Here is a 7,810-nt window from a genome sequence, read left to right on the forward strand (position 1 = left end):
GGCTCGCGGAGTGATGTGCTCACATAGGGTCATGACCCCCGACGAGCGCACCCTGAAGATTTTCGGGCGGGAGCTGCGCAGGCTCCGCGCCGAAGCCGAGTTGACCCAGGAAGCCGTGGCCCGGCGTGTCAGTCAGCGCGGCACGACCATCAGCAACTCGCATATCTCCGACATCGAGACCGGGAAGGCGCTGGCGCGCCCCTGGCTACGGCGCGCCTTGGACGAGGTCGTGCACGGTGGTGGGCGGTTGGAAAGGCTCTGGGAGGAGCTCACGGGCTCCGGTCGACGGGCCTGGTTGCACGAGGTCACCGAGCGCACCCACGGCGCGGACGCTCTGTACGAGTACCAGGCCCTGGTCTTCCCGGTCTATCTTCAGACCGAGGCCTACTCCCGGGCCCTCATCCGTTACGGTGCTCCTTGGCTGTCCAGGAAGGACCTGGCGGAGCGGGCCAAGGAGCGTGCGAACCGTGCGCGTCACATGGCGGAGGCCCTCTCCCCCGTCGTCTGGCTCGTGATCGACCAGTCGCTGCTCATGCGCCGCTACGGTTCGGCTGAGGTCCAGTTGGAACAGCTCGCCTACGTCGTCGACCTGGTGGAGAAGGAGCGCGTCAACCTGCTGATGGTCCCGGTGGACGAACCCCGTCACGCGGGTAACAATGGCCCCTTCAGGGTCATCACCTCAGGCGACCAGCCCGAGGTCGTCTACGTGGAGTCCGCTCATGAGGGGCAGATCATCACCACGGCCAACCAGGTGGGGCGGTACCGCATGTGGTTCGCGGCGCTGCAGGGTGTCGCCGCCGGGCCGGATGAGACCCTGGAAGCCATCCGCAACGAGATGAAGAGGATCAATGGTGGCTGAGTGGCACAAGTCGTCCTACAGCGGCGGCAACAACGAGTGCGTCGAGGTCCGCGAACACAGCACCGGTGCCGACGTTCGTGACACCCAGCACCGTGACGACGCCCAACTGACCTTCTCGGCAGCGGAGTGGCGCAACTTCCTCGCCCAGGTGAAGCACCAGGCCCGCTGACGCCCACGAGTCCGCAGCGTCCCTGCACTCTGTCCGAGGCCAACGAAGGCCGTCTGTACGTGTTCTCTCTCGAGCGAGAGCCCACGCACAGATGATGGGATGCGATCTCGGCACGCGCGTCAGGGATACGTGATCTCTACAAGACCCGGGAAGATCCACTCGCAACGGTACGGAGACCTGCTCCGGCTCCCGATGCCTGCCCCTCCGGCACCAACTGCCGCCCCTCACCCACAACGACCCATCCGGCCTCCGGTGATGCTACAAAGCAGGGACGCCGCCCGCACCCCGTCAAAGACGAGAGGAATGTCGGCGCGCTCCTCCAAGATGGCCCGGACAGCTCACCCGACCGTTCCCCTGAACACAGGAGCGCACGATGGCGACCGTGGATGACCTGATCACTCTGCTGTTCCCCGCCGGTCCACCCACACCCGTCAGAACAGGACCGCCGAACATCCCCCTCCCCTCCGACTTCCGAGAGCTGCTCACCCGACTCGGCGGAGGCTTCGAGGTCGACAACCGCTTCTACGCGGACGCGGCAGCAGACCTTCCGAGAGTCAGCGCATACGCGCGGAAGAACCTCCGGACCGTCTACAAGAGGGACCGGGTGATCGTCCGCGAAGGCCACAGTCTCTTCACCGACGACCCCGGCGAAGGAGACGACGTGTTCGCCTTCTCCCGTCTCCTTCTATGGGGAGCTGACGACCACGGGAACCAGCTGTTCTGGGAGGCCTCGGGGGATCCGGACACCTGGACGGTCGTGACGGAGAGCAGGAGTATGGTCTGGAGCCGCCACCGGATGTCGAGCGTCGACTACCTGCACGGCCTCCTCAGCCGCTCCCTGCGCTGCCCGGCTTTCACACTCACGGGCTGGCCGGGCCCCGACATGTCCGTGACACTCAGCGCTCCCCGGGCTGGAAGCTGACCGCCACAGACGGCATCCCGTAGTCACAGCCCCTTGGCAAACCAAGTTAAGCGCATCCTGATACCCGCACGCGCGAGAGGCGGCAAGCCCTCACACACTGGTGGCCAATGTGCTCTACCGGATGGGACACCTGCACCTGCACCGCGGCCACACCCTCCAGGCCCTGCGGTTCCTCCAGCTGGGGCAGATCGCCGCCCAGGACTCTGGGTGCGAGCGCACCGTCGCGCTCATGTGCGCCAACGCCGCCTGGGCCTACGCCGTCCTCGATGACCACAAGCGCTCGATGGACTCCCTCGCCCGCGCGCACGACGCCTTCGCCCGCGCCGATGCGGACGCTACCCCGTGGGTGCGGTTCTTCCACGAAGCCGACCTGGACGCCATGTCCGGGGTCGCCAACGCCGCACTCCCCACCCCCTCGCCCCGCACGTACACCGCCGCAACCGAGCACCTGTACCGGGCCGTGGACGCCCGCAACCCGGACATGGGCCGCAGCCAGGCCTTCGAGCTGACCACCCTGGCCACCGCCCACATCCGCAACGGCGACCCCGACCAAGGCGTGCGCGTCGATCGCCAGGCCGTCGACCTGGCCCGGCAGGTCCGGTCGGTGCGCGTCATCGACCGGCTCGCCCCACTCCACCACGCCGCCCTGGCCTACCGAACCCGGGGCGAGACCGCCGAACTCGCCGACGAGATTGCTACTCTTCGCACATCATGAGCACCACTCCCGCTCCCCCCACCAGCCCCCGCTTCGCCCTCACCCGCGACCGCGTCCACGACGTCCTCGCGGCCCTGTGCGAGGAAGCCGGGCTGGGCACCAAGGCGGCCGACGACGCCGAGCTGATCAAGTTCACCAACAACGCCGTCTACCGCCTCCCGAGCGCGGGGTTGGTGGTGCGCATCGCCGGATCGGCGACCGTGGCCGAACGCGTCCCCGTCGTCATCCAGGCGGCCCGGTGGCTCGCTCAGCACGACGCCCTGACGGTGCGATTGGTAGAGGACATCCCCCAGCCGGTGCGGGTCGGTGGGGCGACAGCGACTTTCTGGCACCTGGTTCCCTCCACCGGCACCGAACCGACAGGGACTGATCTGGGCCGTATCCTCCGCTGCATCCACGCCCTGCCTGCTCCGGGTTTCGCGCTGCCGTCGTGGGAGCCGTTCGCGCGTATCCGCAGCCGCATCGCGGACGCCGAAGGGCTGGCCGAGGCCGACCGTGTCTTCCTCACTCAGCGCACCGACCACCTGGAGCTCCTGGCCCAGGACCTGGAGTTCGAACTCCCCGCCGGTATGCTCCACGGCGATCCGTTCATGGGCAACCTCATCCCCGGGCCTGACGGTCCGGTGATCTGCGACTTCGACAGCCTCAGCCACGGCCCCCGCGAATGGGACCTGGTCCCCGCCGCGGTCGGCAAAGTCCGCATGGACTACCCCATCGATCACCACACACCGCTCGCCGCCGAGTACGGCTTCGACGTCCTCACCTGGCCCGGGTTCCCCGTCCTACGCCAACTCCGCGAACTCAGGCTCGTCACCAGCGTCCTGCCGGTCCTGAACACCAACCCCGACCTGCGCACCCAGTGGCGCCACCGCCTGGACACCCTCCAACAGGGCGACACCACCACCCGCTGGTCCACCTACAGGTAGACACGCACCAGGTGACGGGAGGCGATCCCGGCACACATCAGAGCCTCCATCACACCCCCGGCACGAGACACCTCGGGCACCGCCACCGAACGAACCTCCGGGCAAGGGGCGGGGCTTGCCGGAACGTGCGTGCTGCCAACACGTCTCGGGCAGGGGTACCCGGTGGGTGCGGGCCCCCTGCCCGATGACCAACCGGTCTCCTTCGATCAGCTGGACTCTACCCAGCCCACGACGCCCCGGTAGTTCACCAGGTCCCAGCCCGAACCGTGCTCCATGACATCGGGCTCGCCTTGCGGGGGAACGAATCCGACGGCCACACTCTCCGAGTCCGGCTCCACCCGGATCACGTGCGTCTTCGGCTCAGTGGTAGCCGGAGCGGTCTCCTGTGCGTAGGCACGTGCCATCAGTTCGCGACGGGCCTCCTCGTCCTCGACCTTCTCCGCCAAGGCCTCCGCGAATTCCTGCTCCCCCATGGTCTGCATCAACCGGGGCAGGTCCATGGTGGAACGCACCACCACACCGTCGCGGGTCCAGCTCGGTACTGCCTGTACGTGGTTATCGAGCTTGACCCGCAGGGAAGTCACCCCGGGCTCCGGCTCCTCCTCGCTAGTGTCCCAGCCTTCGAAGACGGCACTTCCGGACAGAGCAGGGGCTGTCAGATCGACGGTCCGGCCCTTCTTGTAGATCCGAACCATCGAGCCGTAGCCGTCGCCCCGCCCGGCGAGGTCCGCGGAGCACGTGATCACAGAGTCGCCAACAACTCCCTCGGGAAGTACGGCAAGGACCCGCTGGTCGTCCGGCGCGGGACTGCTGTCGATCTTGACCTTGAAGCGGACCTTACTGATCTTCGGGCGGTCCTTGCGCTTCAGCGGCGGCCAGTACAGCACGGACAGGGCCAGATCCGACCAGGCGGGGGGAAGCGAGACCTTCCCCCTGACGTTCTCAGAACCTGAGCCGAGGATGAAGTCGAATATGTCCTTGCTTGCCAGACTCTGGGTATCGGGGTCCATCCCTCCGGACGAATCGATCGTCCACCCCCAACGGACAGGGGATTCGGACGTGAGGAGGAACAGGTCCTCGTCCCGACGCATGATGCCCTTCTCTGCGGGGACGAGCTTGAGCGCGACGTCGGTGTCTTCAGGCACAGACGGCCCTTCGGGATCGAAGACCAGTTCCGTCAGCTCCACCCCGCTCAGCCGAGCGCGTTGGCGGTCAGGCCTGATCAGTCCCAACGACAGGGGGTCGATGACGAAGCTTCCCCCCTTGTTGAGTGCGTCGATCGCCTGCGGGGTCTGTTTCGCCGTCAGTGCGAACTGCTGCGTGCCCGTGGTCTCCTGCAAGAGGTCGTAGTCGCCCAGCAACTGCTCGCGAAGCTGTGACAGGTTCTCCTTGAAGAGGATGTCGAGCTCCCCGGCCCCAGCATCCAGCTTGGCCAGATCACCTCCCCCGTTCGACTTCGCGAGGTCAGCGATCTTCTTGGTGATCTTTGTCAGCCTCCAGTCGACGGAGGGCTTTTTGAGCAGTGCTGACTCGTAGGACTTGACCAGCAGGTACAGGTACTTCTGCAGAGTTAGCCGTGCCCGCTGGTCCATTTGCTGGACGGCGAAAACCGCCTCCGGGTCGGTTGAGACCTTCCCCTTCTTCTGCTGCAAGTGAACGATCGTGCCCGCGTTGGCCGCCAGACGGCTGAAACCCTCCCCCACGGAGTTGATGGCCTTCTCAAGGTCGCCGAAGAGCACTGCCTTCTTCTCATTGACCTCTCGGATACGACGGGTCAAATCGTTCCACTCCGGGCTATCGGCCTCCAACTTGGCGAGTGCCGCCTCCACCTCGGTTTTGGGCACCTGGAGCGCCTTGATGCCCTCAGAAGCCGAGGAGAAGGCGGACCCCAGCCCCTTGCCGACCGTGCTCCAGTCCACCGACTTCTTCTCGGACGCAGCCTTGCTGGCTTCCTTAGCCTGCTCCACGGCGTCCGTGACGTTCGTGAGGGCGCCGCCGATCTTCGAGAGGGTGTCCGGGACCGAGTCCAGGTCTTTGTCCATAAGGTCAGTGGAGACCGCAACCAGTGATCCGACAGCGCCCAGGACAGGTTGGCCGACAGGGATGACCTGGCACAGCGCGCCAGCCATCTTGATGCCGAACTTGATCGTAGCCTGCCGGTTCAGGTCATCCTGCGCTTCTTTGAACAGCTTGTCACGGAGGTTGTTCAGCCGGGTGGCGAGGTCCTTGAGGTCGCTCTCCACGGCCCCGATCAGGTCCTGGACTTCGCTGATCTTCGCCTCACCGGCGGTGACCTGTTCTGCAGCTGCCCTGCTGTCGGCGTTCACGGTGTCGATCGTGTCGCCGAGGATGGCGGCCGCTTCCTTTGCACCACGGTCCACGTCAGTGACCCACGCGCTGAGCAGCATCATCCGCAGCGCCCGCTCGGTCTCCTCCTCGTACAGCTTGATCGACCCGGAAAGCGAGAGCAGCGGAGTGTATCCAGCGGGGTTGCCGAAGGAGTCGAGATGGGCCCGCTGCCGGACCAACATGGTGGCGAACTCGGTCTGGGCAGCCGTCCAGACCGATAGCGGCACGCTGTCCCAGGCTTTGGTAGCCGGGATGGGCTGGGCGAGAGCCTTGTCGTAAACAGGCAACAGTGCCTGCAATTCTTCTCGTGCTCCCGCCAGGAACAGGTCGCGGGCGTACTCAAGTGTGGCCTGCACCCCGAGCGGATGCAGCCAGGCGTTGGGGATGTCAACGAAGACCGGTGCCGGCGTACTGCCCGCACCCCGGCCCGCTGGACGCCCCGGGGCGTCGGCCCCCGCCTTGGTCTCACGGGAATCCGTGATAGCAGTATCATCGCTGGCGTTACTCGTTCCGAACGCTTCATGCCATAGCGTTACCTTGTAATGCGCTGATTTTGTTGGAGTCCCTGCCTTTCCGCCTTTGTAGTCGCTTTCCCGACTTCCGGCATTCCCGCCCTTGTTTGAAATTGCCATTCCCTGAGGGTTCAGGTTGGTCGTGAGGGTCCCGCCACGCCCCCCGCTGCCGGGAACTCCTGGCGCCAGAGCGTTTGATCCATTTTGAGGAAAGCGCTTCGAGCCCCATGTGCCTTTGGTTTTTTCGGACCACGCCCACCTCCATGAATATTCGTGGTATGTGGATGGGGGATTGAAATTGACGGTTTTCGAGCTGTTGAACATGTCTGCGGTGTATTTGAAATACTGACTCGAAGCCGCTTCCATGCTGTCGCCGTCTTTACCGTTTTCGCCCGCGCCGGGGTCCTGGCCGCGGCCTCCGCGGGCGATGAGGCGGAAGTCAGGGTTTCCGACAGAGGTCACCTTGTCAACGAAAATTCGAAGCGATCCGGCATCTCGTCCCTCGGCTCCGTTCTCGCCCGGCTTGCCGTTGGCGGCGTTTCGCGCCTTCTCCAGCCTCCAAGGGAGCGGCGACGTGTTGATACTGGCGACGTCGTTGGACCACACGAGGTGACGAGCGAAGATCTCCACGTCTGCCTCTGGCAGCGACAAGGCTCCGCGTACTTCGAGCGTGTCGCAGTAGATCCGTAGGGATTTGACTGCGGGAGAGCTGTCGGCATCGATTTTCATCTTGCTTCGGTCGATATGGAAGTTCCCCCAGAGGCCGTTCGGGTTTCCCTCCTCGAAAACGACGTGTACGCCCACGACCGTGTGTTTTTCAGGTCCGGCGGCTGTCTTCGTGGAAAACCGCCGTGTGTAGAGCGTGCTGGTCGCTTCCGGCTTCTCCGGTCGGGTGTCGATGAACGAGCTCTGCACACTCGCCTTTGATGGGCCGGGGATCATCTCCTGCACTGTGGACGATTCTGCGGAACTGCGGGAATTCGAGACAAACGCATCTTTCCCGGCATGTATCACCATTACTATTCCCTCCACACAATTTCGGATGAGATCGTTATTTCTGAAAACGCGGGAAATTCATTCGCTCGGCGAAATCCTGGGATCAAACCAGGTGGATCCACAGAGAAATGCTGCGACCAGCACTGGCGAGTCGCGTGGCTGGGTTTAGTGTTCTCCCATCACTCCTGCAGCCGCAGCAGGCCGCCAATCACGTGTAAGTGTACAGTTACTATGAGTGATAAGAGCTCATCTCAAAAGTCGTCGGTGTGCTTGGCCAGGTGCTTGTAGCAGATGAGGATGCAGGCGATGCCGAGCATGGCCAGGAAGGTGGAGGCCTTGCGCTCCCAGCGCACGTTCAACCT

6 protein-coding genes are annotated in these 7,810 nt (G+C 64.7%); 5 read left to right on the forward strand and 1 reads right to left on the reverse strand.

Annotation, left to right across the window (positions count from 1 at the left end; all coding sequences use genetic code 11):
* Positions 1–31 precede the first annotated feature (31 nt).
* The 5 genes from ACTVAJ_RS06380 to ACTVAJ_RS06400 all read left to right on the forward strand — a co-directional run bounded on the left by ACTVAJ_RS06380 (position 32) and on the right by ACTVAJ_RS06400 (position 3,591).
* A complete protein-coding gene (locus ACTVAJ_RS06380; RefSeq protein ID WP_470387124.1) occupies positions 32–859 on the forward strand; it encodes a helix-turn-helix domain-containing protein in 828 nt (275 codons plus the stop codon).
* Entirely contained in the window at positions 849–1,028 is a 180-nt protein-coding gene (locus ACTVAJ_RS06385) for a DUF397 domain-containing protein (RefSeq protein WP_470387125.1), read from the forward strand. The genes ACTVAJ_RS06380 and ACTVAJ_RS06385 overlap by 11 nt, the downstream gene beginning before the upstream one ends.
* Positions 1,029–1,401: 373 nt before the next feature.
* Positions 1,402–1,950 (forward strand): hypothetical protein, encoded by a 549-nt coding sequence (locus ACTVAJ_RS06390; RefSeq protein WP_470387126.1) that lies wholly within the window; start codon positions 1,402–1,404, stop codon positions 1,948–1,950.
* Between the two features lie 121 nt (positions 1,951–2,071).
* Positions 2,072–2,665, forward strand: a complete 594-nt coding sequence (locus tag ACTVAJ_RS06395) for a hypothetical protein (protein WP_470387127.1) — start codon at positions 2,072–2,074, stop codon at positions 2,663–2,665.
* A complete protein-coding gene (locus ACTVAJ_RS06400; protein WP_470387128.1) occupies positions 2,662–3,591 on the forward strand; it encodes a phosphotransferase in 930 nt (309 codons plus the stop codon). Before ACTVAJ_RS06395 ends, ACTVAJ_RS06400 begins: the two co-directional genes overlap by 4 nt.
* 206 nt (positions 3,592–3,797) lie before the next feature.
* Here ACTVAJ_RS06400 and ACTVAJ_RS06405 read toward each other — a convergent pair whose 3' ends face one another.
* The gene (locus ACTVAJ_RS06405; RefSeq protein ID WP_470387129.1) at positions 3,798–7,403 is read right to left on the reverse strand and encodes a hypothetical protein; all 3,606 of its coding nucleotides are present in this window, start codon (positions 7,401–7,403) and stop codon (positions 3,798–3,800) included.
* Positions 7,404–7,810: the final 407 nt, after the last annotated feature.

The sequence above is a fragment of the Nocardiopsis sp. KDC1DS13DA1 genome (assembly GCF_055632325.1).